Source organism: Microbacterium sp. BE35 (genome assembly GCF_031457705.1).
Taxonomy (GTDB): Bacteria; Actinomycetota; Actinomycetes; order Actinomycetales; family Microbacteriaceae; genus Microbacterium; species Microbacterium trichothecenolyticum.
In genome coordinates this window covers 178,742-201,815 of sequence record NZ_JAVDXD010000002.1, presented here as the reverse complement: position 1 = coordinate 201,815, position 23,074 = coordinate 178,742, and the positions used below count along the sequence as shown (strand labels likewise).

Below are 23,074 nucleotides of genomic sequence, written 5' to 3'. Positions count from 1 at the left end.
TCCGTGTATCAGAGGTATCAGGACCCGGCGCGCCGCGCTCTGGTGCGGTGAGGAGCGCGCTCGTATGCTGTGGACCGAACAGCGCTCTCGGATCTTCAGGTGACTGGGCACCGGTGCGAGGGGGTCGAGATGGCTCGTGTTCCAGACGTGCCGCACGATGCAGTCGACGTCGACGCAGACGCCGACGCTCTGGACGTGCGCGTCGACCCGGCGCCATCGGACGTCGAGCCGAACGAATTCGGCGTCACGCTGCTCGCCGACGTCGTGCTGCACGGCCGCTCCGACACCGTCGCGCGTCTGCGCGTGCGGGGAAGCGACGACTTCCACTACGCGGCGATCGTCGTGCGCGGCGGGATCGCCGAGCTCGTCCACTTCGAGGCGCTCGGCGCAGACCGCTATGGCGCACGGATCGCTGTCGGCCGCGGGGAGACGCTTCACCTCACCGTCGTCGCGAGCGACTTCGAGACGGGCATCGCGTGGCTCGAGCACCAGGTCGCCCAGGGCGGCATGGGGATGGGCGGCGAACCCGAGGCGGCCGCGGAGCCGCCCCCGCCGCCCCTCATCCCCGACGTCGTGCTCGGCGGCGGATTCGGCGGACGGTCACCCGGCCTCGCCCCCGTCGCCCCGCCACCTGCGCCCGCCCCACCGCCGATGCCCGGGCCTGCGCCGCCTCCGGTCGCCGCCGGGCCCGTGCCGCCCCCCGAGGCGGTCACGCCATCCGGCGGGCTCGACGGCGCGGCCCCCGTCCCCGCATTCGTCGACGCCGAAGTGCCATCGCGCGTCGTGGAGGGCGTCGAGTTCGACGCGATCGTGCGGCTGTCGCTCGCGGACCTCGCCCCGACGGCCGGTGCGGCGCGCAAGAAGGCCACAGCGCTGTTCGACCCCTCGCGCGAGATCGAGGTGGCCATGCAGCTGCGCGGCCTCGCGTTCGCCGACGGCACGCCGTCGATCATCTCGACCATGCTCCCGACGAAGGGCTCGGAGCCGCGTCGACTCGTCTTCGCGCTGATCCCCGACGGCCCAGGACGCGGACACATCACCGTCACGTTCACGCAGCCGCCCATCGTGACCCCGCTCGCGGTGCTGGCGCTGAGCACGCCGATCGTCGCGGCCGACGACGACGTCGAGGGGATCGTCGCCGATGACCCGCGCACCGCGGTCGCCTCGGTCGCGGCACCGCCGCGCAGCATCGCCGACCTTCCGACGCTGGTCATCGACGAATCGATGTCACGCGGCGCATCGGAGCTGCTCGTCACCGCGAAGATCGGGCGCACCGTCGTCAAGCACTCCGTGCGGCTGCCCGACAAGAGCGCATACGTCGAAGGGATCTACTCGGAGCTGTCCGCGGTCCGCAAGACGTTCCTCGAATCCGTCGAGGACGACCCCGACGAGGCCGCCGACACCGCCCGGCGTGGCGTGCGGACGCTCGGCGCCCGGGTCGCCACGGAGCTCCTCGGCGACGAGGTCAATGCGCTGCTGTGGAGTCGACGCCGCCGGACCTCGCAGCTGGTGCTGCAGACCTCCGGTGAGCTCGACATCCCGTGGGAGATCGTGCATCTCGTCCCGGTGGGCAGGCAACGACCCGATCCGGAGCGCTACTTCCTCGGCGACCTCGGACTCACCCGATGGATGTACGGCACGCCGCGACCCACCGTGATCCCGGTGGACCCCACGCGCGTCGTCGCGATCGCACCCGACTACGTCGACCACAGCCTCGACCTGCCGCGCGCCCGTGAGGAGATCGAGACGATCGGCGACCTGCTCGCGGGTCCCCCGCGATCCGCCGCCGACCCGATCGAGTTCCGTCAGGCGATCCAGGACGGCTTCGACCTGCTCCACTTCGCAGGGCACGGCCGGTGGCGCGACATCGCTCCTCTCGGCCAGGAGATCGCCTTCGCGGCGTTCTCGGCGGACCACGACGACGGATCGGCGTCGTACACCGACTCCGACGCGCGACGCGATCTCCCCGAGCTCGACACCGCCGCGCCGACCTCCACTCCGTTCGTCTTCCTCAGCGCGTGCGACGTCGGCCGGCTGCGCTCCGGTGCCACCGGGCTCGGCGGCTTCGCAGAGGTGTTCCTCCGCGGCGGCGTAGGCGTGTTCATCGGTTGCTCGTGGGCGGTCCGCGACGACGTCACGGCGCTGTTCGTCCGCACGTTCTACCAGCGCACCCTCGGCGAGAACGCCACGGTCGGCGAGGCGGTGCTCGCCGCGCGGCGAGCGGCGCGGGAGGCGGGCGACCTCACGTCCCTGGCCTTCACCGTGTTCGCCGATCCGCGCGCCAGGCTCGTGCCCCGCGCCGCCGCAGACGGCGGCGACCATTCTTGACCCTCAGCCACCCATCCCCAGCAGACAGGACGTGACACCATGCCCGAGACCACCACGACCGCGCGGGGCGCGAGCCTCACGGCGGCCGAGCTCGCCGCCCTCCGCAAGCACGTCGTCCACACCGCGGACGGCCGCCTGGCGAAGACCTCGGTCGCCAAGCCGCGCACGGTCGCGGACTTCGCCACGACGGCGGCCGACGTGCGTCGCATGATCGAGGTCGATCTCGCCGCGTTCATCGATCAGCAGACGAAGAAGACGCCCGCCGGAGAGACCCCCGCACCGGTCCCGGTCTTCATCTGGGCGCACGGCGGGCTCACCGACAAGGACGCGGGCCTGCTGACGGCGCAGCGGCAGACCGGCTGGTGGAAGAAGAACGGCGTCTACCCGATCCACCTCGTGTGGGAGAGCGGGTTCAAGACCACCCTCGAAGACGTCGTCCGCGGCAAGGCGGGCAAGCGCGGCTTCACCGACCTCACGGACCTCGCGGTCGAGGCGGCGGCGCGCGTGCTCGGCGGTCGCAAGTTCTGGGACGACATGAAGCTCGACTCGGCCGGCGCGTGCCTTCCCAGTGTCGGAGGCGGCGACCCGGGCGGGGCGTTCGTGCTGGCGGGTGCGCTGCGCGAGTTCATGGCGGCCAACCCCGGCGCCATCGAGCTGCACATCGGCGGGCACAGCGCGGGCTCGATCTATCACTCGCACTTCGTCCCGCGCCTGTTCGAGGGCGACGACCGCGTGGACAGCGTGAAGACCGTGACGTTCCTCGCGCCGGCGGTGCGCATCGACACCTTCGAGGCGACGCTGCTGCCGCTCGCCGAGGCCGGGAAGATCGAGAGCCTCTCGATCTTCACGATGGATGAGAACCACGAGAAGCGCGACAACACCGCGGGGGTCTACCGCAAGTCGCTCCTGTATCTCGTCTCACGGGCCTTCGAAGCGGAGAAGGATGCCGAGATCCTCGGTGTCGAGGAGCATCTGCGCGGTTCCGGCCGCACCATGGCGTACCTGGGCGACCGGAGCGAGCGCCTGGTGCTCGGCCCCGTCACCCGCGGGCCCCGCAGCAGCACGCAGGCCACCTCGCACGGCGATTTCGACAACGACGAGCAGACGATGATGAGTCTCGCCCGGCGCGTGGTCGGCGTACCCGACAGCAACGAGGCTGATCACGTCGCGGTGTTCCCGGCACGGGCGCGCGAGGTCGGCGAGTTCGTCCCTGCGCCTCGCCCCGAGCCGACCGGCGCGCGCGGCGCGGCATCACGCAAGCTCGCCCTCTGCATCGGCATCGACGCATACCCGAGGGACCCGCTCAGCGGGTGCGTCGCCGATGCGGAGTCCTGGGCGAAGGCCCTCGGCGACGCCGGTTTCCAGGTGGAGTCGATCCACAACGGGGACGCGACCCGCGACGCGATCCTGCGCGCCATGCTCGACAAGGTCTCGTCGGCCCGCGACGGCGATGTCGTCGCGATCCAGTTCGCCGGCCACGGCACGTTCGTGCCCGATCTCGACGGCGACGAGACCGACGAGTTCGGCCCGAAGGACGAGGCCCTCTGCCCGGTCGATTTCCGCGACGGACAGCTGATCGTCGACGACGACCTCGGCGCCATCTGGGACGCGATCCCCGAGGGTGTCGCGGTGACGCTGTTCTTCGACTCATGCCATTCCGGCTCGGTGAACCGCGAGATCACGCCGACCGAGTTCGTGTCGCGCAAGATCCCGGCCGGTGCGACGCCGCGCATGACGGTGCTGGACGCCGGCGAGGAAGCGGCGTTCCGCGAGGAGCGGGCGGCGTCGCCGGACGATCCCTTCCGCACGGCCGCGTGGAAGCGGGTGGTCGAGGTCGAGACCGACCGTGCGGCGGTGCCGCCGACGCCACGCGCCGACGGCAGGGAGGTGCTCATCAGCGCGTGCCAGCCCGATCAGGTCGCGCTCGAGACCAACGGCCACGGGGTGTTCACCACTGCCGCGCTCGGAGTCCTGGCGAAGACCCCGAAGCTGACCAACGCGGCCTTCGTGGCCGCCGTCTTCGACGTCCTCGACGACACCTACGAGCAGCGACCGATGCTGTCGGCCGCGGGAGACCTGGGCGCGCGCGGGCTGCTGTCGTCGGTGCACGAAGCCTTCGCGACCGCGGCGCCCGACTCCGTCGAGTCGAACGGCCACCGAGCACCCGCCGACGTGCGCACCGCCGCCATCGTCGCGATCCTCCGCGCGACCGCGGATCTGCTGGAGGCGGGCGGCGACTGACCGATCGGACGCAGCGCCCCTGCGGGCGGGAGCGGCTCAGCCCGCCGGGCGGGCGTGGCGGAAGCGGATGCGCGTGCCCGGGCGTGCCTGGGCAACGAGGTCGAGGCCCGCGTCGGTGACGACCGCGATGACGGGATAGCCGCCGGTCACGGGGCCGTCGGCGAGCAGGATCGTGGGACGGCCGCTGGGCGGCACCTGCAGCGCGCCCGGCACCATCCCCTCGCTCGGGAGCTCGCTGCTGCGCACCCGCGCCAGCTCGGGCCCGTCGAGGCGGGCGCCGACGCGGTCGGCATGGTTCGAGACCGTCCACACCGTTTCGTACAGGGTGGCGAGCGCCGCCGGGGCGAACCAGTCTGCCCGGGGACCCGGCGCGAGCTCGAGCGCGAGCTCACCGTCCTGCGGCGCACCCCAGCCGGCGGCAGGCGCCACCGGGATCGGCCCCGCCACGTCGTCGCGCACGCCCACCACGTCACCGGCGCGCAGCGCCGCGGGCCCGAGCCCCGCGAGCAGGTCCGTCGCCCGGGAGCCGAGCGCGACGCGGGCGTCGAGCCCGCCGCGGACGGCGACGTAACCGCGCGCGCCGTGCGCGAACCAGTCGAGGTGCAGCTCGGAGCCCGCCCGCCATTCGTGAGCTTCGTACGGATCCACCTCGCGCCCGTCGAGACGCACCGTTCCCCACGCGCCGGTCACCGCGACCCAGAGGTCGGCCTCGGCCACGGCGCGCAGCCCGCCCATCGTGACCTCGAGCCCGGCGGCTCCCTCGGAGTTGCCCACCAGACGGTTCGCGGTGCGCAGCGCCCCGCGGTCGAGCGCCCCCGACACCGCGACGCCGACGGAGGCCGCGCCTGCGCGCCCGAGATCCTGCACCGTCGTCAGCAAGCCGGCTTCGACGACACGGATGCTGCGGCCCGCCGCTGCGCGACGCGCTCCCTCCGCGAGATCAGGAGATCCGGCGAACGCAGGAGCATCCGGCGCGAACCGTCCTGTTCTCGCCAGATCTCCTGATTCCGCCGACACCCGTGCGGGCACCGGGCGGAACCGGACGCGCGCCCCGGGTTCGAGGAGCGCCGGGGACGGGGCATCCGGGTCGAACAGACGCGCGGCGGTCGTGCCGATGAGCCGCCAGCCCCCCGGGGTCTCGCGCGGGTAGGCGCCGCTGAACACCCCCGCGAGTCCGACGGATCCGGCCGGCACGCGGGTGCGGGGCGATTCGAGCCGGGGCACGTCGAAGGTCCAGTCGTCGCTCACGAGGTACCCGAAGCCGGGCGCGAAGCCCGTGAAGGCGACCCGCCAGTGCGCCTGGGCGTGGCGCCGCGCGAGTTCGTGGGCGTCGACACCCAGCAGGCGCGCGGTGTCGGCGAGATCGGCCCCGTCGTACGCGATGTCGAGTTCGACGGGCGGGGTCGCCGCATCCGTCGCCTGCCGGGTCTCGGTCGCCGCGCCGAGCGCCCACGAGCGCGCTGCCGCCGCCGGCAGCACCCGCGGGTCGACCCGCACGAGCACCGTGCGCGCGGCGGGGACGAGATCGATGACGCCGTCCGGACGCGAGGCGGTCAGGGAGGCGTGCAGCGGGAGCACCTCGTCGAGCGTGCCGACTTCGAGCAGGAACGCCCGCTCCCCCACCGGCCGCACGCGGGGGGTCACCACGGCGCCCGCACCTCCACGCCGGCGGCGTCGAGCGCCGCGCGCACGGCGCGGGCCATGTCGACCGCCGACGGTGAGTCGCCGTGCACGCACAGCGACGCGGCATCCGCGCGCACAAGGGAACCGTCCACGGCCTCGACCACACCCTCGTCCGCGAGGCGAACGGCCCTCGCCGCCACGAATGCGGGGTCGTCGAGCAGCGCGCCGGGCTGCATGCGCGGCACGAGCGAGCCGTCCGGCAGATAGCCGCGATCGAGGAACGCCTCGTGGACGAACGGCAGACCGACGGATGCTGCGGCCCGCGCGATCTCGCCGCCCTGGCCCAGCACGGGCAAGGGCCGGCCGAGCAGTGCGGAGCAGTCGGCGATCGCCCGGGCGACGGCGTCGGCCTGCTCGCGGTCGACCGCGACCGCGTGGTACAGCGCGCCGTGGGGCTTGACGTACCGGAGGTCGGCGCCGGCGTCGGCGAGTGCGGCGAGCTGCTCCGCGACCGTCACGGTGAGCTCGGCGGGATCGATCACGACGGCGGCGCGGCCGAAGTTCGCGCGATCGGGATACGACGGGTGGGCCCCGACGGCGACGCCGAAGCGCTGGGCGCGGACCACGGCCTCGCGCATCGACGCGGCATCGCCCGCGTGAGCGCCGCAGGCCACGTTCGCGCTCGAGATCACCGCGAACATCGCCTCGTCGTCGGCAGTGGGAACCCCGTCGAGGGTCTCGCCGAGGTCCGCGTTGAGGTCGATCGCCGCCACTCCTCAACGCTACTGCGGAGACGTGTGCTCGGTTCGGTGCCGTACCTCCCCCACTACGCAGGAGTCTGGCCCCATGAAGCAGTCTCAGACGCCCCAGCACAGACCGGGAGGAGTTGCGGCACGGCTCGGAACCGGAGAACCGGACGGCTAACGTGGACCGCATGGCACGCGCGCGGGAGGAATCCTCCGTCCCCTCCGTCCGGCTCTCGGACGGCACCCTCGCCCGCGTGGTGCGCTCGCCGTTCGGCGGCGGCTGGGAGCTCGACGTCGACGGCACGCCGCAGTCCCACGTGGACCTCGACGATCCGACGCACCTGCACTTCGAGTACGTCGCCCGCATGGGCGCCGTGATCGACAGGCTGCGGATGCCCGGGCAACCGCTCACCGCCATCCACCTGGGCGCCGGCGCGCTCACGATCCCGCGTTACATCGAGCAGACACGGCCGGGCTCGCGGCAGCAGGTCGTCGAGCTCGAACCGGCGCTGTGGGACCTGGTGCGCGAGAACCTGCCGCTCCCGCGCGGCGCCTCGATCCGGGTGCGCATCGGCGACGCGCGCGAGACGCTCGGGCGCCTCCCGGCAGGACTCGTGGGCGCCGCCGACCTCGTGGTCTCGGACGTGTACTCCGGCGCGCAGACGCCGGCGCACCTCACGACCGTGGAGTTCTTCACCGAGGCCGGACGGTTCCTCGCCCCCGACGGAGTGCTGCTCGTGAACGTCGCCGACGGCGCGGGCCTGGCCTTCGCCCGCCGCGAGGTCGCGACAGTGCAGGCCGTGCTCGAGCACGTCATCGTGCTCGCCGAGGTGCAGACCCTCAAGGGCCGTCGCTTCGGCAACCTCGTGATCGCCGCCTCGCGCGCGCCCCTTCCGACCGAGTGGCTCCCGCGCCTCATGGCCGCGGGACCTCACCCCGCGAAGGTCGCCGAAGGACGCGAGCTCGACGAGTTCGCGCGCGGCGCGCGGGTGGCCACCGACGCCGACGCGACGCCGTCACCCAAGCCCTCGGCATCCGTCTTCACCCGCTGACGGTTCACGGATGCCGCGACCCGGCGTGGCACGACCGCGTCCCGGGGAGCGGCAAGGCACACTGGATAGGCCACCGGCGCGGCGAAGGGAGTCAGACGTGAGCTACATCAGCGGGTACGATCCCGACACTCTCCGCGAGAAGGTGAACCCGAGCCAGTGCAGGGAGCGGCTCGAAGAGATCGGCGACCAGCGCAGCCTTCCCGCGCTGCTCGAGCGGGTGTGGCTGCTGAAGGTCCTGGATCGGGCCGACGAGGCCCTCGTGATCTCCGAGCAGTCGGTGCGCGTCGCGCGCATGGCCGGCACGCGCAAGGACCTGTTGCGGGCGCGCATCCTCCACGCCACCGTGCTGCAGGCCCGCGGTGCGTACGGTGCCGCCGAGCAGGAGCTCACCACGTGCGCCGAGGAGGCCGACGGGCAGGGCTGGGCCGGCATCGGCGCCTTCGCATACCAGCACCGCGGCAAGGTCAACTACGACGCCGGCGACTTCGAGTCCGCCCGCAAGGACTTCAAGCGCGCACTGTTCCTGCGTCAGGAGTCCGGCGCCACCGAGGATCAGCTCGAGTCGACGCTCCTCGCCATCGACGCCGCCGATCGGCGCCGGGCCGCAGCATCCGTCGCCAGCTGAGGTGGGTACCGTCGGCCGGAGTGTCGGAGATACGTTCTAGTCTCGCGCACATGTCGGAACTGCATCGCGTGCGGCACTGGGCCGAGGCCCTGATCGCCCTCCACCTCGACGACTCGTGGAGCTTCGCGTTCGACAACGCGAAGCGTCGAGCCGGCCTGTGCGACTACACGCACAAGCGGATCAGCGTGTCGCGCTACCTCGCGGCGCGGTACGACGACGACACCAACCACCAGACGCTGCTGCACGAGGTGGCCCATGCCCTCGCGGGGCCGCGCGCCGGGCACGGCCCGCGATGGAAGGCCGTCGCGCGCGACCTCGGCTACGTCGGCGGCACCACGCACAACGGCGAGACGGCGACCGAGCTCGCGCCGTGGATCGGCGTGTGCCCCGCGGGGCATGTCGCCTACCGCCACCGCAAGGCGACCCGACCGACCTCGTGCGCGAAGTGCGCACCGCATTTCGACGAGCGCCACGCCTTCACGTGGACGCGCCGCGAGATCACGCGGGCGACCCGCCTGGCCGCGCTGACCCCGCGCGACTGAGCGGCGTCAGTACGCGACGAACGTCCCGCCGCGCAGCACCGGGACGACGGATGCCGCATCCACAGCGGCCGCGTTCAGCACCTCGTCGCGGGCGCCGCGGTCGAGCAGCTCCTGTCCCGAGCCTCCGGCCGTGAGCAGGTGCCGGACGGCGCCGCGCAGACCGCGGAACGCCTCGCACGCCGCCGCCGCCTCGGGCGAGGTGTGGTCGACGCCGAGGTCGCCGAGCGCGTCGACGATCGCGCCCGCGCCGAGCTGATCCTCGACCGCGAACCGCAGCCGCGCGTCGGGCTCTCGCCCGGCGAGCTCGCCCGACGCGATCACCGCGACGCTCGTGCGCGCCGCACGCTCGTGCTGGATGTCGAGGACGGCACGGGCGACCGCGGCGGCGTTGCGGAGGCATCCGAGCAGCACCACGGCGCCGGACTGCGCGGCCGCTTCGGCCACCGCCGCGCCGTTGATCGAGACCGCGTGAGCATCGGCGTCGAGCCGGACGATCTCTCCCCGGGAGATGGCATCGGTCACCGTCGTCGAGAACCGAAGGACGTCCACGACCACCACGACGTCCGCATGGGCGAGGCGCCGGAGCCCCTCGATCCCCCAGTCGTGGCGGACCTGGTAGCGGTGCTGGTCGAACGGGCTGTCAGGCATCCGTCCAGCGTAGGCGGCAGCATCCGTCTCCCGCGCCCGCGCACGGATCGTGTGCTCTCACCGAGACGACACGTCGTGCACGCGCACAACGTGTGATCTCGGCGAGATCGCACGATGTGGACGCGCGCGCAAGCCCGAGCCCCGCCGCGGGGCGGATGCGACACTGGGCGCATGCGGATCCTGCTGAAGTTCGTGATCGACTGCGACGCCGATGCCGCGTGGCGGGCGGTGCATTCGCCTCGCGCCGTCGCCGAGCTCTACGGTCCGCTGATGGACCTCGCCCCGCTCGTGCCGAGCGGGCTGCCGACGGCATGGAGCCCCGGCGATGACGTGCCGGTGCAGCTGTCGGCGTTCGGTGCGGTGCCGATGGGGCGCCAGCTCATCCACGTCAGCGAGCGCTCGGTCGACGAGTCCGGCGGCCGTGTCCGGATCTTCCGCGACAGCGGCATCCCGCTCACCGGCCCCCTCGCCAGCCTCGACGTGTGGGACCACCAGATGGCGGTGTCGCCGGCGCCCGGTCAGCCCGGCAAGACGCTGTGGCGCGACCGGCTCGTCATCGGCGGCCCCACAGCACCCCTCCTGTGGCCGGTGCTGTGGGGAACGTGGCAGTGGCGCGCGGCACGAGTGCGCGCTCTCGCGCCCTCGTGGGCTCACGACCCCGAACTCGTCGAAGACGAGTGAACCGGTCCGGTCCCCACGCTCTCCCCACGCGCCGCTGACGCGCGGAGCCTCTGGGTGCGCGGGCCCAGCCGCGGGTCGCGGCATCCGTCGTCATCACGCCTGCGGGATCACCGTCAGCACGCGGGCGGTGTACTCGAGGAACTTCACCATGAAGGTGCGGAGGAACTCCTCCGTCGAGGCGACCGTCACCTCGCCGTCGGCCTCGATGAGGCCCGGGGTGAAGTGGATGTACGCCTCGGGGGTGGTCATCTGGCGGGCGTTGAGGAAGCTCAGGGTGCTGCGCAGCGACTGCTGGCCGACGGCGGTGCCGATCTGCCCGGGCGAGGCGCCGATGACGGCGACCGGCTTGTCGCTCCACGCGTTCCGACCCCACGGCCGGCTGCCCCAGTCGATCGCGTTCTTGAGGGCGCCGGGGATCGAGCGGTTGTACTCGGGCGTCACGAAGAGCAGCGCGTCGGATGAGCGCACCGCCTCCTTGAAGTCGAGCGCCGCCTGCGGATAGTCGGCGTCGAGGTCGCGGTTGTACAGCGGAAGGTCGGCGTAGGAGATCTCGAAGAACTCGAGTTCGGGCGGCGCGAGCCGCTGCACGGCGAGTGCCAGGCGCCGGTTGACGGATTCGCGCGAGAGGCTGCCGACGATCACGCCGACGCGATAGGGCGGTTCGTGCTCAACGATATCGATCTGCATGCGGCCAGCCTGCACCCGTGCGCCCGCTCACGCACCCCCTTGCGCTCCAGACCCCCCGGGTATCAGGACTGCGCGGCGACCCTCTTCCAGAGCGGGGGAACTCGCTGCATTGTTGGAGCCGTAGACCCTGGGGGTGTGACATGGCGGACGGTGTCGAATTCGCGCAACCGGCCGACGAACCGCGCACGCACGTGACGCTGCGGCTCATCGCGCAGGATCCGTCGGTGAGCGGGGACGATGCGAGCATCCTCACCGCCAACGTGAAGGTGCCGTGGTCTCGGATGGAGGACGGACCCCGCGGAGCCCGCCTGCACGTGGTCGACTACGACACCGCGACCGGCCGCTACGTCAAGCACGAGGCGCTCGGCAAGGACGACCTCTTCGCGGAGGCGACCGACGACGTGCTGCGCACCGACTGGGCCTTCCATGCGCAGCACGTGTACGCCACCGCCGCACGCACGCTCGCGACGTTCGAGACGGCGCTGGGCCGGCGGCTCCCCTGGGGATTCCGCAGCCACCAGCTGTTCCTCGTGCCGCACGCGTTCGCCGAGGCGAACGCCTACTACTCGTTCGAGGATCGCGCGCTGCTGTTCGGCTACGTGCCGCCCGCAGACCCGACCGGGGACACGATCTACACGTGCTTGAGCCACGACGTGGTGGTGCATGAGACCACGCACGCGGTGCTCGACGGACTGCGGGGCCGGTTCCTCGAGCCGAGCCTGCCCGACCAGGCTGCGTTCCACGAGGGCTTCGCCGACATCGTGGCGCTGCTCTCTGTGTTCTCGATGCGCCCCGTCATCGAGCAGGCGCTCGGCAAGCCCGACAAGAGCGGACGCATCCCGCGAGGCCACGTGGAGCCCGAAGCTCTCCGCAGGAACATGCTCGCCCGCGTCGCGGAGCAGATCGGCAGCGTGCTGACCCAGGGCCGCGGCGCGCTGCGGGAGTCGGCGCTGAACCCGCCGCCCGCCGACTGGGCGAAGCGGACCGACTTCCTCGAGCCGCATCGCCGCGGCGAGGTGCTGGTGGCGATCGCCTTCGATCTGCTCATCGACATCTGGTACATGCGGCTGCAGGCGCTGTTCTCGCGACCCAACGGCGAGGCGGCGACCGGCAAGGGTGTCACCGTCGACCGCGCCCGGGCCGCCGAGGAGGGCGCGAAGGCGGCGTCCCAGCTGCTCACGATGCTGATCCGGGGCCTCGACTACCTGCCGCCGGTCGAGTTCGATTTCGGCGACCTCCTCAACGCGGTGCTGCTGGCCGACAACGAGGTCGTACCCGACGACGACCTCGGCTACCGCAAGCTCCTGGTCGACGGGTTCGCCAAGGCCGGCATCAAGCTCCCGTCGGGTCGCGTGACCGACGTGCTCGAATCGGAGCTGCCCCCGCGCTACCTCGGGATCAACTTCGCCGGGCTCCGCAGCGACCGCGACGAGGTGTCGCGCTTCCTCTGGCAGAACGCCCGCCGCCTCGACGTGTCGACCGACTACTACACGGTGATCGAGTCGGTGCTGCCGACGCAGCGGATCGGTCCCGACGGGCTCATCGTGCCGGAGTCGGTGGCCACCTACGTGCAGATGGCCGACATGACCGCACGCGAGTTCACCGACGAGTCGGGGCTCCAGCTCTCCCCGGTGATCGATCCGCTCACGCCCGTGCAGCTGTTCGGCGGCGGGACGCTGATCTTCGACCAGTTCGGCCGGCTCAAGCTGCACATCCACAAGCGGCTGGACGACTGGCGTCGCCAGCAGCTGCGGCTCGACCACCTCGCCCGCACCGGCCGCATGGACTCGCGGCGCCGCCTCGGCTTCTCGGACGGGGCCGCCCGCGGGCAGACCTTCGCCGAGCTGCACCGCACCGAACAGAGCTCCGGGGAGTCATGGTGAGCACTCCGATCCGCGTTCGCGTCCGCATGTACCAGGTCGGCTTCGGGGATTGCTTCCTGGTGTCGGTGGAGTACGACGAGCCCCTCGCCGACGGCCGCTCCGAGCGGCACATCCTCATCGACTACGGCACGAGCCACTCGCCCCGCGAAGGCATGGCCCGCGGCCGCATGGGCGACATCGCCGCACTCATCCAGAAGCACACCGAGGGCGAGCTCGACGTGCTCGTCGTGACACATCGGCACCGCGACCACCTGCGCGGGTTCGAGGTCGACGCGGGTGCCGCGATCATGAAGAAGCTCGCCCCCAAGCTCGTGCTGCGGTCGTGGACCGAGGATCCGGTGCTCTCGGCGACGGCGAACGGCCCGGGCGACCCGGGCCTCGGTGCGGCCGAGCCGCCGAACGGCCTCAGCAGCGCGTCCGTGCGGTACGCCGCGCTGCTGGCGCAGGCGCAGGAGCACGTCGCGAAGCTGACCCAGCTCGTGGGGCTCGACGACGAGGTCAGGGCCGCCGCCGAGGACCAGCTCAAGAACGCCGAGGCGGTGGCGCTGCTGGACGAGCTCTCGCTCGGCGAGCGGGGCCGCTACCTGCACGCCGGGATGGAGTCGGGCATCGACGACCTGGTCCCGGGGATGCAGTCGACCGTGCTCGGCCCGCCGACCGTGGACCAGGACCCGCGCGTCGCGAAGCAGCGCGAGGACGATCCGGAGTACTGGCTCCGTGCGCTCGGCGCCTCACTGCGCGTCGTCGGCTCGGCCGCCGACGCCGGCGCCCCCGCCCCGATCGCACACGGTCCCGGCCCGGTGAGCTGGCTCATCGACCGCCTCGCGAGCCAGCGGTCGCAGTCGGCGGCGCGCCTCGTGCGTGACCTCGACGACGCCCTCAACAACACCAGCATCATCCTGCTGCTGAAGGTCGGGGGCCTGTCGATGCTGTTCCCGGGCGATGCGCAGATCGAGAACTGGCGGCTCACACTCGAGCGGCTCAAGGACGAGCCGCAGCTTCGCGAGCGGCTCGCCGGCATCGACCTGTACAAGGTCGGTCACCACGGCAGCCGCAACGCCACACCCCGCTCGCTGCACGCGCTGTGGAAGGACCGGGGGCCCGAACAGCCACGGCTCGCCGCTGTCATGTCGACCCGCCAGGACGTCCACGGCGAGGGCGACGGCGCCGTGCCGCAGCCGCAGCTCGTCACCGCGCTCCGCGAGGTCGCCGATCTGTACTCGACCGACGACCTCGTCGGCGGGGAGGAATGGATCGAGCTCGAGGCCGACGCAGCCCACGGCCCCTTCCGCCTCGTCCCGTTCGTCAAAGACGCGTGAACGGATGCTGCAGCCCCCGGTCGTTGAGCGAGCTTGCGAGTCGAACGCGCAGCATCCGTCCGTCCACCCGACGTCTTGGCTGCTCACCTGTCACGAAGTGCTGACCGGTCCGGCGCTTCGTGACAGGTGAGCGGCAGTCTCCTCAGTCCGCGAGCGCCTCGACCGGCGCGACCCGCGTGGCGAGCCGCGTCGGCACGACCGCCGCAACGAGGGTGAGCACCGCCGTGGCCACCACGATGATCGCCACCGGCAGCCACGGCACGGCGGGAGCGACCAGGGTCGGCGCCGAGAAGGACGGCGGCATCGGCACGGCCCCCAGCAGCGACTGCGCCCCGGCCCAGCCGTAGGCGATGCCGAGCATGAGTCCCGTGACGGTCGCGGTGATCGTGATGTGCGCCGCCTCCAGCAGCACCGTGCGTCGCACCTGCCCCGTCGAGACGCCGAGCGCCCGCAGGAGCCCGAGCTCACGGCGACGCTGCACCACGCCGATCGTCAGGAGGTTCACGAGCCCGACCGCAGCGATGACGGCGGATACCGCGACGAGTCCCATCATGATCCCGGCGAACGTGTCGAGGAGGGTGGTCATCTCCTGCGGTGCCTCGCCGCCGGCCGACGTCGTCAGCACGGCCTTCACGGTCTCGAGCGCGACGGCGAACATCGTCACGAGCGTCACGCCCATCACAACGCCGATCGCCATGCGGCTGGAGCGCTCGGGGTAGCGCAGCGCGTTCTCCGACGCCAGGCGCGCGGTCGCCGACGACCCGAAGAGCTTGCCCACGAGCCGCAGCATCGGGGGCATGACGAGCGTCGCACCGAGCGCCAGGCCGGTGAACGAGAAGATCCCGCCGAAGAAGGCGACGACCACGCCGAGCGGAGAGACGAGCCCGATCGCGATGCCTGCCGCCAGCAGTGCCCCGCCGATCGCGAACAGCGTGATCGCGGCGCCGTTGCGGGCTCCCTTGCGGGTGAACGCGTCATGGGATGCCTCGACCGAGCCGCCCAGGGCCTGCAGCGGCGTGACGGTCAGCACGCGCCGGGACCCCGCCCACGCCGCGGCCCACGTCGTGAGCGCGACAACCGCCGCCGGGACCACGAGCACCGGCTGGACGACGGTGTACTCCACATCCTCGATGCCGAACGCGACACCCGCGAGCATGACACCTGCCCACGATGCGAGCGTGCCGCCGACGAGCCCGAGCACGGCGCCGATGACGCCGATGACAAGCCCCTGGCGGGCGACCTCGGATCGCTGGGAGCGCGCCGAGGCGCCGATCAGCCGCAGCAGCGCGATGCGACGCGTGCGCCCCGCGATGACCGTCGCGAACGTGTTCGCGGTGACGATGGCCGCGACGTACACCGCCACGCCGATGAGCAGGAAGCTCATGATCGCGAGCACCGCGGCAAGCGTGCCGCTGTCGCCGATGAACGGATCGGCCTTCAGCACGGCGGCGATGAACCCGGTCGCGCTCAGCAGGATGGCGCCGAACGCGCTCGAGATCGCGGCGACCAGGACGCTCGCCCCCATGCCGCGCTCCCGCAGCCACGCGAGCGGCGACGTGGCGCTTCGCGGAACGGATGCCGCGGGCCGCGGGGAGCGCTGCGTCTCGGCGACCGCGGTCACGATGCCACCGCCGCGGCACCCGCGCCGAGTTCGGACGCGAGCATGTAGGCCGAGATCTCCTCGGCGCTCTGGCGGGGCTTGTCGGCGACGATGCGCCCGTCGCCGAGGAACAGCACGCGGTCCGCGTGCGAGGCCGCGACCGGGTCGTGCGTGACCATGGCGATGGACTGGCCGTGCTCGCGCGTGGCGGCGGCGAGGAGCGTGAGCACCTCACGGCCCGAGCGCGAGTCGAGGTTTCCGGTGGGCTCGTCGGCGAACACCAGGTCGGGCGAGGTCGCGAGCGCACGGGCGATCGCGACGCGCTGCTGCTGGCCGCCCGAGAGCTGATGGGGGCGGTGGTTCAGGCGTGACGCGAGTCCCAGGCGCTCGACGAGGCCGTCGATGCGCGCCCGCTCGAGCGTCGTGGGGCGGCGGCCGTCGAGGTCGAACGGCAGCAGGATGTTGCCGAGCGCGTCGAGGGTGGGCACGAGGTTGAACGCCTGGAACACGAACCCCACACGGCGGCGCCGCAGGATCGTGAGCTCGAGGTCCGAGAGGCCGGTGATGTCGGTGTCGCCGATCCACGCGCGCCCCGACGACGGCGCATCGAGCCCCGCCATGATGTGCATGAGCGTCGACTTGCCCGAGCCCGACGGGCCCATGATCGCGGTGAACTCGCCGCGGCGGATGCCGACGCTCACTCCGTCGAGCGCGTGCACCGTGCTCTCGCCGGCGCCGTAGGTCTTGGTGAGCTGCTGCACCCGGGCGGCAAGGCCCAGGTCGGTCGATGAGAGTTCCATGCTTCGACGGTAGGAACGACCCGGTGTCGCCCGCGTCGCCCGGGAGAGGCATCCGTCTACATCTCGAGGATGACCTTCCGCGCGTCAGTGCTCAGGACTAGCCTCACGGGGAGCCGGACCACCGACGCGAGGAGCAACGATGCCCGCCACGCCCCTGCCGCCGAGCGGCGACCTGCCCAGCGGCCCGAAGACGTGCGACGCGAGCGGCATGGCCGAGATCCACCGGCTGTTCCGGCGGGGCTTCGGCGAGGGTCCTGACCTCGTCCGCCGCGTGAGTGAGGGCGATACCGGGCACGCGGAGGTCGTGGCGACCCAGCTCGAGACGCTGTCGCTGGGTCTGCACGCCCACCATGAGGGCGAGGACGAGCGCCTGTGGCCCGCGCTCGACGAGCGCGCACCGTCGTGCGCTGCGCACGTCGAGCGCATGAAGGCCCAGCACGCCGAACTGCTCGTGCACCTGACGGCGCTCGACCGAGCGCTGCCCGCGTGGCGGGCTTCGGCGAAGGCGACGGATGCGGAACCCGTGCTCTCCGCCCTCGCCGGCGTGAACGAGGCCATGGCCGTGCACCTCCCCGACGAGGAGACCAACATCGTGCCGGTGATGGAGTACACCATCACCGAGCCCGAGATCGAGTGGTTCGCGGAGCACGGGCGCAAGGCGATCCCGAAGGGCCAGACGTGGCAGCAGCTCGGCGAGATCCTCGCGGCGCAGCCCGACGGCGGCGACGAGTGGCTCCACAAACACATGCCCGCGCCCGGACGCCTGGCGTGGCGGCTGATCGGGCGACGCGCCTACGCCAAGCATCGCAGAGCCCTCGAGGGTCGCTGAGCGCTACACGAGGCCGTGCTCGAAGGCGAAGACGACGAGCTGCACGCGGTCGCGCAGGCCGAGCTTCGTGAGGATGCGGCTGATGTGCGTCTTCACCGTCGCCTCCGACAGATATTCGCGCGCAGCGATCTCGGCATTGGAGAGGCCGCGCGCGGCGAGCGCGAAGATCTCGCGCTCGCGCTCGGTGAGCTCCGCGTAGGCGGCCGGGACCGGCCGCGGCGCAGCATCCGTGAACCTCTCGAACAGCTCTCGGGTGGCGGATGCTGCGATCACGGCCGACCCCGCGTGCACGGTGCGGATCGCCGCGAGGAGGAACTCGGGGTCGGCGTCCTTGAGGAGGAACCCGCTCGCCCCCTGGCGGATCGCCCGGGCGGCGGCCTCGTCGAGGTCGAACGTCGTCAGCATCACGATGCGCGGGGGCTCGGGGTCGGCGAGCAGCTCGGCCGTGGCCGCGAGGCCGTCCATGACGGGCATGCGGATGTCCATGAGCACGACGTCGGGGCGTGACTGACGCACCGCTCCGATCGCCTCACGGCCGTCGGATGCCTCGGCGACGACCTCGAGGTCGGGCTGCGAGTCGACGAGCATGCGGATGCCGGCGCGGAACAGCGACTGGTCGTCGACGAGCGCGACGCGGATCATGCGGGTCCTCCGAGGGGAATGGTGGCACGGACGATGAAGGCGCCGCCTTCGTCGGCCGCGTCGAGCCGGCCGCCGGCGAGTTGGGCGCGCTCGCGCATGCCGATGATGCCGTGGCCGGACCGTCCGGGCTGCGAACCCGGCGTGACGGGGTTGCGGACGTCGAGCTCGACGCGGTCGGGGAGCCAGGACAGCCGCACGTCGACCGAGCCCGCGGGAGCGCCGTGCCGGAGCGCGTTGGTGAGCGCCTCCTGCAGGATGCGGTACACCGCGAGCTGCACCGCAGCCGGCGGCTCCCCCGGGGGCGCCGGGTCGACGTCGACCCGCAGCTGCACCCCGGCGGTGCGCACCTGCGCGTACAGTTCCTCGAGATCGGCGATGGTGGGCTGCGGCCCGTCGCCCTGCCGGTGCCGCAGCTGCCCGAGCAGCAGCCGCACGTCGGCGAGGGCCGAGCGGGCGGTGGTCGAGATCGTCGCGAGCGCGTCGGTGGCGATCGCCGGATCGGATGCCGCCGCGTAGCGCGCCCCGTCGGCCTGGGCGATGACCACCGCGAGGGAGTGGGCGACGACGTCGTGCATGTCGCGGGCGATGCGCACGCGTTCCTGCTCGGCGATCGTCTCGGCCTCGGCGCGCTGCTGCGCGTCGCGGTTCTCCCGCGCGCGGACCGCCGTGCGCACGAGTGCGCCGATCGTCCACGAGAGCCCGAGAGCGAACGCCGCCGCCACGAGCAGGACGAGCGCGAGCGGCAGTGTCTGCCACGACAGCCCGCCGCCGGCGAAGACGGGGCCCGCGAACAGGTACACGGTGATGACGAGCGCGCCCACGAGCGCCGATGCGAAGCCCGCCCAGTAGACGATCCGCGAGCCGTACGCGGCCGTGGCGTAGAGCACCCCGAAGATCGCCAGGTCGGAGAAGCTCGGCGGCCGACCCAGGCTCATCTGCACGAGCGCGCCCACCCAGGCGATGCCGAGAGCGAGCGGTGGCGACAGGCGCCGCAGGGCCAGCGCACCGCTGAAGAGGGCGGCGACCAGCAGCGAGAACCAGGCCTGGCCGATCGCGCCGAAGGTGTATCCGAGGCCCGCCCCGCCGGTTGCGAGCACCGTCTCGATGGGCCACGCGATCACGAAGAAGACGACGCCGACCGAGACGTCCACGACGATCTGGAAGGTCCTCATGCGGCGCAACACCGTCTCACGCTACGCGAGCACGCAGGGCCGCGGCATCCGTCGTGCGCTGTAGCGCGGCCGCGCGGCATCCGCCGAGCGATGTACGCACCGCTTGCCGGGGATTCGGCCCACCGGATCCATAAGGTCGGCTGGACCGACCATTGCGCCGCACCGGGCGAGGCTTTACTGTCGCGTCACAGGCCGAAACCGACGGGAAACGTCGGATCGCCAGGATCGGGAAGCGGGGCTGCTCCATCGATCGGACCCCGCCCGACCCGCCCGAGGGACGGACGAGCACGGCACCAGCCGGTTCACGAACGGAGAGACGATGACGACGGTACGCGCGGCGATTTCGCAGACCACCTGGACGGGCGACAAGGAGTCGATGCTCGACAAGCACGAAGGCTTCGCGCGGGATGCCGCGAGCCAGGGTGCCCAGGTGGTGTGCTTCCAGGAGCTGTTCTACGGCCCGTACTTCGGGATCACGCAGGACAAGAAGTACTACCGCTTCGCGGAGTCGTCGGAGGGGCCGATCGTGCAGCGCTTCGCCGCCCTGGCCAAGGAGCTCGGGATCGTGACCGTGCTGCCGATCTACGAGGAGGCGGAGACCGGCGTCTACTACAACACGTCGGTGCTGGTGGACGCCGACGGGACGATCCTCGGCAAGTACCGCAAGCACCACCTCCCCCACCTCGATCGGTTCTGGGAGAAGTTCTACTTCCGCCCCGGCAACCTCGGCTACCCGGTGTTCGACACCGCCGTCGGACGGGTCGGCATGTACATCTGCTACGACCGCCACTTCCCCGAGGGGTGGCGCGAGCTCGGCCTCGGCGACGCGCACATCGTGTTCAACCCGAACGCGACCAAGCCCGGGCTCTCGAATCGGCTGTGGGAGGTCGAGGGGCCCGCCGCGGCTGTCGCCAACGGCTACTTCGTGCTGCAGCCCAACCGCGTGGGTCGGGAGGACAACGAGTACGGCGACCTGGCCGTCGACTTCTACGGCACGAGCCAGGTGATCGACCCGCGCGGCAACTTCGTCGGCGAGCGCGGCTCGGGCGAGCACGAGGAGCTGCTCGTACGCGACCTCGACATGGAGATGGTGCGCGAGATGCGCGACGACTGGCAGTTCTACCGCGACCGCCGACCCGACTCGTACACCCGGATCGCGAAGCCCTGAGGCGGGAGGACAGACATGACCACCACACTCATCAAGGGCGGCACCGTCGTCTCGGCGACCGGCCGCGGCGAGGCCGACGTGCTCATCGACGGCGAGACGATCGCCGCGGTGCTCGCGCCCGGCTCGCAGCTTCTCGGAACGGATGTCGCAGCGTCCGTCGACACCGTCATCGACGCGACCGGCAAGTACGTGATCCCGGGCGGCATCGACGCGCACACCCACATGGAGCTTCCGTTCGGCGGCACCAACGCGTCCGATACGTTCGAGACCGGCACGCGGGCCGCCGCATGGGGCGGCACGACGTCGATCATCGACTTCGCCGTGCAGCGCTACGGCGAGCGCGTGCAGGACGGCCTGGCCGCCTGGCACGAGAAGGCGGCGGGCAACTGCGCGATCGACTACGGCTTCCACCAGATCGTCGGCGGCGTCGACGACGACTCGCTCGCCGCGATGCGCGGTCTCGTCGACGAGGGGGTGTCCAGCTTCAAGCTCTTCATGGCCTATCCGGGCGTCTTCTACTCCGACGACGCCCAGGTGCTGAAGGCGATGCAGGTCTCGCAGGAGACCGGACTTCTCACGATGATGCACGCCGAGAACGGCCCGGCGATCGACGTGCTGGCGGCGCAGCTCGCCGAGGCCGGCAAGAAGGCGCCGTACTACCACGGCATCGCCCGCGCGTGGCAGATGGAGGAGGAGGCGACGCACCGCGCGATCATGCTCGCGAACCTCACCGGCGCCCCGCTGTACGTCGTGCACGTGAGCGCGAAGCAGGCCGTGGAGCAGCTCGCCTGGGCACGCGATCAGGGCTGGAACGTGTTCGGCGAGACGTGTCCGCAGTACCTGTACCTGTCGCTCGAGGAGCAGCTGGGTGCGTTCAGCGAGGAGTGGGGGCAGTTCGAGGGCGCCAAGTGGGTGTGCTCGACGCCGTTGCGTTCGCGGCAGGAGGGGCACCAGCACCACATGTGGCAGGCGCTGCGCACCAACGACATCCAGATGGTGTCGACCGACCACTGCCCGTTCTGCATGAAGGGCCAGAAGGACCTCGGCCTCGACGACTTCCGCGCGATCCCGAACGGCATCGGCTCGGTCGAGCACCGCATGGACCTCATGTACCAGGGCGTGGTGACCGGAAAGATCACGCTGGAGCGCTGGGTCGAGCTCACCTCGACCACGCCGGCGCGCATGTTCGGCCTGTACGGCCGCAAGGGCGTCATCCAGCCCGGCGCCGACGGCGACGTCGTGGTCTACGACCCGAACGGACACACGTCCATCGGCTTCGGCGAGGGCCGCACGCACCACATGAACATGGACCACTCCGCGTGGGAGGGCTACGAGATCGACGGGCACGTCGACACCGTCATCTCGCGCGGCAAGGTCGTGGTCGACGACGGCCAGTACCTCGGCGCCAAGGGCGACGGCCGGTTCCTCAAGCGCGGCCTCAGCCAGTACCTGATCTAAGGGGTCCCAGATGGATTTCGGTGTCGTCCTCCAGACCAATCCGCCTGCGGCGCGGACGGTGCAGCTCGCGAAGCTCGCCGAAGCGCACGGCTTCAGTCATGTGTGGACCTTCGACTCGCACCTGCTGTGGCAGGAGCCGTACGTCATCCACTCCGCGATCCTCGCCGAGACCAAGCGGGTCACCGTGGGGCCGTTCGTGACCAACCCGGCGACGAGGGACTGGACGGTGACGGCATCCGTCTTCGCCACGCTCAACGAGATGTACGGCAACCGCACGATCTGCGGCATCGGCCGCGGCGACTCGGCGGTGCGGGTGACGAACGGCGCACCCACGACGATGGCCGAGCTGCGCGAGTCGATCCACGTGATCCGCGAGCTCGCGAACTCCCGGCAGGTCGAGTACAAGGGGGCGACGCTGCAGTTCCCGTGGAGCCGCGGCTCCGAGCTGGACGTGTGGGTCGCGGCGTACGGGCCGATGGCGCTCAAGCTCACCGGAGAGGTGGGGGACGGCTTCATCCTGCAGCTCGCGGACGTCGACATCGCCGCCTGGATGATCAAGACGGTGAAGGATGCCGCGGCCGCCGCCGGCCGAGACCCCGACTCGCTGGCATTCTGCGTGGCGGCGCCGATGTACATCGGCGACGACTGGGACCACATGCGCGAGCAGTGCCGCTGGTTCGGCGGAATGGTCGGCAACCATGTCGCCGACATCGTGGCGAAGTACGGCCATCATGGCGAGGGGGTGCCCGAGGCGCTCACCGACTACATCGAACGACGCCAGGGTTACGACTACAACACCCACGGCAAAGCGGACAACGACCACGTCGACTTCGTTCCGGACGACATCGTGGACCGGTTCTGCATCCTCGGGACGGCGTCCGAGCACATCGCGAAGCTCGAGCAGCTGCGCGAGCTGGGTGTGACCCAGTTCGCCGGGTACCTTCAGCACGACAACAAGGAGGAGACCCTCCGCGTCTACGGCGAGACCGTCATCCCCGCACTGCAGACGCACGTGACGGCGAAGAAGTGA

At 71.6% G+C, this 23,074-nt stretch carries 20 protein-coding genes; 12 read left to right on the top strand and 8 right to left on the bottom strand.

The window, feature by feature from the left end; all coding sequences use genetic code 11:
* The first annotated feature begins 129 nt into the window (after positions 1-129).
* The gene (locus tag J2Y46_RS07190; RefSeq protein WP_310241318.1) at positions 130-2,328 is read left to right on the top strand and encodes a CHAT domain-containing protein; all 2,199 of its coding nucleotides are present in this window, start codon (positions 130-132) and stop codon (positions 2,326-2,328) included.
* A gap of 39 nt (positions 2,329-2,367) precedes the next feature.
* Positions 2,368-4,569, top strand: a complete 2,202-nt coding sequence (locus J2Y46_RS07185; RefSeq protein WP_310241317.1) for a caspase family protein — start codon at positions 2,368-2,370, stop codon at positions 4,567-4,569.
* A 36-nt stretch (positions 4,570-4,605) separates the two neighbouring features.
* Here J2Y46_RS07185 and J2Y46_RS07180 read toward each other — a convergent pair whose 3' ends face one another.
* Positions 4,606-6,216, bottom strand: coding sequence for an urea amidolyase family protein (locus J2Y46_RS07180; protein WP_310241316.1), 1,611 nt, complete (start codon positions 6,214-6,216; stop codon positions 4,606-4,608).
* Positions 6,210-6,965 carry a 5-oxoprolinase subunit PxpA gene (locus tag J2Y46_RS07175; RefSeq protein ID WP_310241315.1) on the bottom strand — a complete coding sequence of 252 codons (756 nt, stop codon included), beginning with the start codon at positions 6,963-6,965 and terminating at the stop codon, positions 6,210-6,212. The genes J2Y46_RS07180 and J2Y46_RS07175 overlap by 7 nt, the downstream gene beginning before the upstream one ends.
* Before the next feature lie 161 nt (positions 6,966-7,126).
* Between J2Y46_RS07175 and J2Y46_RS07170 the strand changes: the two genes are divergently transcribed.
* The 3 genes from J2Y46_RS07170 (at position 7,127) to J2Y46_RS07160 (ending at position 9,157) form a co-directional block, all read left to right on the top strand.
* Entirely contained in the window at positions 7,127-7,990 is an 864-nt protein-coding gene (locus tag J2Y46_RS07170) for a fused MFS/spermidine synthase (RefSeq protein WP_310241314.1), read from the top strand.
* Positions 7,991-8,087: 97 nt separating this feature from the next.
* A complete protein-coding gene (locus J2Y46_RS07165; RefSeq protein ID WP_045301434.1) occupies positions 8,088-8,615 on the top strand; it encodes a hypothetical protein in 528 nt (175 codons plus the stop codon).
* Positions 8,616-8,665: 50 nt separating this feature from the next.
* A complete protein-coding gene (locus J2Y46_RS07160; protein ID WP_045301432.1) occupies positions 8,666-9,157 on the top strand; it encodes a SprT-like domain-containing protein in 492 nt (163 codons plus the stop codon).
* Positions 9,158-9,163: 6 nt separating this feature from the next.
* Here J2Y46_RS07160 and J2Y46_RS07155 read toward each other — a convergent pair whose 3' ends face one another.
* The gene (locus J2Y46_RS07155) at positions 9,164-9,805 is read right to left on the bottom strand and encodes a 2-phosphosulfolactate phosphatase (RefSeq protein ID WP_310241309.1); all 642 of its coding nucleotides are present in this window, start codon (positions 9,803-9,805) and stop codon (positions 9,164-9,166) included.
* Positions 9,806-9,976: 171 nt separating this feature from the next.
* On the opposite strand from J2Y46_RS07155, the gene J2Y46_RS07150 reads away from it, so the two are divergent.
* Entirely contained in the window at positions 9,977-10,486 is a 510-nt protein-coding gene (locus J2Y46_RS07150) for a hypothetical protein (RefSeq protein WP_310241307.1), read from the top strand.
* Between the two features lie 93 nt (positions 10,487-10,579).
* Here J2Y46_RS07150 and J2Y46_RS07145 read toward each other — a convergent pair whose 3' ends face one another.
* Entirely contained in the window at positions 10,580-11,173 is a 594-nt protein-coding gene (locus tag J2Y46_RS07145) for an NADPH-dependent FMN reductase (protein WP_310241306.1), read from the bottom strand.
* A gap of 140 nt (positions 11,174-11,313) precedes the next feature.
* Between J2Y46_RS07145 and J2Y46_RS07140 the strand changes: the two genes are divergently transcribed.
* The gene (locus J2Y46_RS07140; RefSeq protein ID WP_310241304.1) at positions 11,314-13,056 is read left to right on the top strand and encodes a hypothetical protein; all 1,743 of its coding nucleotides are present in this window, start codon (positions 11,314-11,316) and stop codon (positions 13,054-13,056) included.
* Entirely contained in the window at positions 13,053-14,375 is a 1,323-nt protein-coding gene (locus J2Y46_RS07135) for a hypothetical protein (protein WP_310241302.1), read from the top strand. The genes J2Y46_RS07140 and J2Y46_RS07135 overlap by 4 nt, the downstream gene beginning before the upstream one ends.
* 142 nt (positions 14,376-14,517) lie before the next feature.
* On the opposite strand, the gene J2Y46_RS07130 is transcribed toward J2Y46_RS07135, so the two are convergent.
* Both J2Y46_RS07130 and J2Y46_RS07125 read right to left on the bottom strand, forming a co-directional pair.
* Positions 14,518-15,996 (bottom strand): FtsX-like permease family protein, encoded by a 1,479-nt coding sequence (locus J2Y46_RS07130; protein ID WP_310241301.1) that lies wholly within the window; start codon positions 15,994-15,996, stop codon positions 14,518-14,520.
* Complete coding sequence (locus J2Y46_RS07125; RefSeq protein WP_045301421.1) at positions 15,993-16,775, bottom strand: ABC transporter ATP-binding protein; 783 nt, start codon at positions 16,773-16,775, stop codon at positions 15,993-15,995. The genes J2Y46_RS07130 and J2Y46_RS07125 overlap by 4 nt, the downstream gene beginning before the upstream one ends.
* Before the next feature lie 139 nt (positions 16,776-16,914).
* On the opposite strand from J2Y46_RS07125, the gene J2Y46_RS07120 reads away from it, so the two are divergent.
* A complete protein-coding gene (locus J2Y46_RS07120; RefSeq protein ID WP_310241298.1) occupies positions 16,915-17,604 on the top strand; it encodes a hemerythrin domain-containing protein in 690 nt (229 codons plus the stop codon).
* Between the two features lie 3 nt (positions 17,605-17,607).
* Here J2Y46_RS07120 and J2Y46_RS07115 read toward each other — a convergent pair whose 3' ends face one another.
* Entirely contained in the window at positions 17,608-18,246 is a 639-nt protein-coding gene (locus J2Y46_RS07115) for a response regulator transcription factor (RefSeq protein ID WP_310241296.1), read from the bottom strand.
* On the bottom strand, positions 18,243-19,418 hold the full coding sequence (locus tag J2Y46_RS07110; protein ID WP_310241294.1) for a histidine kinase: 1,176 nt from the start codon (positions 19,416-19,418) through the stop codon (positions 18,243-18,245). Before J2Y46_RS07110 ends, J2Y46_RS07115 begins: the two co-directional genes overlap by 4 nt.
* A 319-nt stretch (positions 19,419-19,737) precedes the next feature.
* Here J2Y46_RS07110 and J2Y46_RS07105 point away from each other — a divergent pair, with 319 nt between their 5' ends.
* Genes J2Y46_RS07105 through J2Y46_RS07095 form a run of 3 tightly spaced genes read left to right on the top strand, consistent with a single transcriptional unit; the run spans position 19,738 to position 23,074 of the window.
* Positions 19,738-20,586 (top strand): nitrilase-related carbon-nitrogen hydrolase, encoded by an 849-nt coding sequence (locus tag J2Y46_RS07105; RefSeq protein WP_045301413.1) that lies wholly within the window; start codon positions 19,738-19,740, stop codon positions 20,584-20,586.
* A 15-nt stretch (positions 20,587-20,601) separates the two neighbouring features.
* A complete protein-coding gene (gene hydA, locus J2Y46_RS07100) occupies positions 20,602-22,044 on the top strand; it encodes a dihydropyrimidinase (protein WP_045301411.1) in 1,443 nt (480 codons plus the stop codon).
* Between the two features lie 10 nt (positions 22,045-22,054).
* Complete coding sequence (locus J2Y46_RS07095; protein ID WP_045301409.1) at positions 22,055-23,074, top strand: TIGR03842 family LLM class F420-dependent oxidoreductase; 1,020 nt, start codon at positions 22,055-22,057, stop codon at positions 23,072-23,074.

Excerpts from the sequence above, each read along its gene's own strand:
- J2Y46_RS07170 (WP_310241314.1), top strand. The coding sequence starts at position 7,127 with ATGGCACGCGCGCGGGAGGAATCCTCCGTCCCCTCCGTCCGGCTCTCG.
- J2Y46_RS07155 (WP_310241309.1), bottom strand. The coding sequence starts at position 9,805 with ATGCCTGACAGCCCGTTCGACCAGCACCGCTACCAGGTCCGCCACGAC.
- J2Y46_RS07140 (WP_310241304.1), top strand. The coding sequence starts at position 11,314 with ATGGCGGACGGTGTCGAATTCGCGCAACCGGCCGACGAACCGCGCACG.
- hydA (WP_045301411.1), top strand. The coding sequence starts at position 20,602 with ATGACCACCACACTCATCAAGGGCGGCACCGTCGTCTCGGCGACCGGC.
- J2Y46_RS07125 (WP_045301421.1), bottom strand. The coding sequence starts at position 16,775 with ATGGAACTCTCATCGACCGACCTGGGCCTTGCCGCCCGGGTGCAGCAG.
- J2Y46_RS07160 (WP_045301432.1), top strand. The coding sequence starts at position 8,666 with ATGTCGGAACTGCATCGCGTGCGGCACTGGGCCGAGGCCCTGATCGCC.
- J2Y46_RS07110 (WP_310241294.1), bottom strand. The coding sequence starts at position 19,418 with ATGAGGACCTTCCAGATCGTCGTGGACGTCTCGGTCGGCGTCGTCTTC.
- J2Y46_RS07120 (WP_310241298.1), top strand. The coding sequence starts at position 16,915 with ATGCCCGCCACGCCCCTGCCGCCGAGCGGCGACCTGCCCAGCGGCCCG.
- J2Y46_RS07115 (WP_310241296.1), bottom strand. The coding sequence starts at position 18,246 with ATGATCCGCGTCGCGCTCGTCGACGACCAGTCGCTGTTCCGCGCCGGC.
- J2Y46_RS07105 (WP_045301413.1), top strand. The coding sequence starts at position 19,738 with ATGACGACGGTACGCGCGGCGATTTCGCAGACCACCTGGACGGGCGAC.
- J2Y46_RS07190 (WP_310241318.1), top strand. The coding sequence starts at position 130 with ATGGCTCGTGTTCCAGACGTGCCGCACGATGCAGTCGACGTCGACGCA.
- J2Y46_RS07185 (WP_310241317.1), top strand. The coding sequence starts at position 2,368 with ATGCCCGAGACCACCACGACCGCGCGGGGCGCGAGCCTCACGGCGGCC.
- J2Y46_RS07150 (WP_310241307.1), top strand. The coding sequence starts at position 9,977 with ATGCGGATCCTGCTGAAGTTCGTGATCGACTGCGACGCCGATGCCGCG.
- J2Y46_RS07095 (WP_045301409.1), top strand. The coding sequence starts at position 22,055 with ATGGATTTCGGTGTCGTCCTCCAGACCAATCCGCCTGCGGCGCGGACG.
- J2Y46_RS07145 (WP_310241306.1), bottom strand. The coding sequence starts at position 11,173 with ATGCAGATCGATATCGTTGAGCACGAACCGCCCTATCGCGTCGGCGTG.